This window comes from Dietzia sp. E1, assembly GCF_014145015.1.
In the GTDB taxonomy this organism is placed as follows: domain Bacteria; phylum Actinomycetota; class Actinomycetes; order Mycobacteriales; family Mycobacteriaceae; genus Dietzia; species Dietzia cinnamea_A.
This window is the reverse complement of sequence record NZ_JAALDU010000276.1, coordinates 1-1,599: the sequence shown is the minus strand read 5'-3', so window position 1 is coordinate 1,599 and position 1,599 is coordinate 1. Positions and strand designations below refer to the sequence as shown.

Sequence of the window (1,599 nt, the reverse complement as noted above, 5' to 3'; positions counted from 1 at the left end):
GGCGACGCGGGCGGCGTCCCCCGTCTCGCGCGACGCCCCGCCGACGTCGACCACGAGCACCACGACGCCGTCGTCGCGGACCCGCGCCGACCGAAGTGGACGCCGCAGCATCCCCGCCCCCACGGTTCCCGACGCGCCTCGCGCGAGCACCGTCCGCACGCGTTCCGCGACGGGCCGGTCCGTCAGGTCGTCCATCACGCACCTCCTGTCAGCGGTGCCCGTCCGCCGGGCGACCGTCCGCACAAAACGGACTATCCTCCAGTTCAGCGTCCGGTGGGGCCGCTTCCTTCCCGGATCCGCCCGGAATCGGCGTGAGACCTGCCACATCGCGCGACCACCCCGACCGCGACGACCCCCCTCGAGCCGTCGCGGATATGCGCCGACCGCAGCTGACGTGGTGAAATGGGCGCATGGACGAGTTCAGGGAAGAGCCCTCGAAATACATCTGGCGCTGGACCCAGTGGTCGTGGGTGTGCGTCGGCGTGGGCGTGCTCATCGTGCTGATGGGGATCACCAGCGGCGGCTCCGTCACCCCGTGGATCATCGGCGCGATCGCGGTGGCCGTGATCGGCGGCGTGGCGTTCGGGTTCGTCCCCCGCGCCTCCCTCGCCCAGCCCAAGCGGCCCATGACGCCCGGCGCGAAGCGGAAGGCCGCCCGGAAGAAGTGACCCCGGGCGCCCTGCGCCACGCAGGGCTCGTGCTAGTCTGAAAGCCGCCTCGAGCAGGCACCGCCGATGTAGTTCAATGGTAGAACTTCTGCTTCCCAAGCAGACAGCGCGGGTTCGATTCCCGTCATCGGCTCCATACCGACCAAGGCCCTCCCACCCGGGAGGGCCTTCGTCGTTCCCGGCCCGCACTCGGGCCGGGTGCCCCGGATCATCGCTCGTCGATGACCCGGGGCATCGTTCGTTTTCAGGCCCGCCGCCCCGCCTTCGGAGACCCTGCTCCTCGACGAGTGGTCACGAACGCTGGTTTCTCCGCGGCCCGGTCTGGGAAAACGTGAGCAGGTGTGACCTTTCGCCGACCCCGGTGCCGGCCCAGCGGCGCCTGCGAGGCAGTTCGAACAAGGCGCGATCAGGACTTGCCGTTCTCGCCCCCGCGGCGGCGCAGGAGTTGGAAACCGGGGATGCCGGCCACGGCCTCGAGGCACTGCTGGGCGACCTCGAGGATCTGGTGGACCTCCGGCGCGACCGTGTCCATCGAGGCGAGCACCGGCATGATGTCGGTCTCCAGGCTCTCGCCCAGCGCGGGCAGGTGGTCGATGAACTTCACGACCGCCTTGATCTCCTCCGGGTCGACCGACTCGAGGACCTCGTCGGCGATCGGCTCCAGCAGCGAGACGGTCTTGTCCGCCCACACGAGCACCTCGGTGAGGCGCGTCGCGACGCGGCGCGCAACCTCGGGATCGAGCTCGGCGTCGACGAGCAGCGCCTCGACGACAGGTTTGACGGGGGCCAGCGCGGAGTCCGCGAAGTCGATGAGCGGCACGACGCGCTCGATGAGCGTGCCCGCGTCGAGGACCAACTCGTCCGCGGTGTCCACGGTCGCGCCGACCCGGGCGACCACGCCCTCGGCCGAATCGATCGTGGCGTCCACCCG

Annotated in this window: 1 protein-coding gene, 1 tRNA gene and 2 pseudogenes; 2 read left to right on the top strand and 2 right to left on the bottom strand. The window is 70.6% G+C overall.

What is annotated here, in order from left to right; genetic code table 11:
* Positions 1 to 195: pseudogene (locus tag G6030_RS09995) on the bottom strand (hypothetical protein); the annotation flags it as partial.
* A 215-nt stretch (positions 196 to 410) separates the two neighbouring features.
* Between G6030_RS09995 and G6030_RS09990 the strand changes: the two are divergent.
* Positions 411 to 668: a hypothetical protein gene (locus G6030_RS09990; RefSeq protein ID WP_007633735.1), complete on the top strand. Its 258-nt coding sequence runs from the start codon at positions 411 to 413 to the stop codon at positions 666 to 668.
* A 62-nt stretch (positions 669 to 730) separates the two neighbouring features.
* Positions 731 to 804: transfer RNA gene (locus G6030_RS09985), tRNA-Gly, on the top strand.
* A gap of 270 nt (positions 805 to 1,074) precedes the next feature.
* Here the strand turns inward: G6030_RS09985 and G6030_RS09980 are convergent.
* A pseudogene (locus tag G6030_RS09980) lies at positions 1,075 to 1,599 on the bottom strand (methyl-accepting chemotaxis protein); the annotation flags it as partial.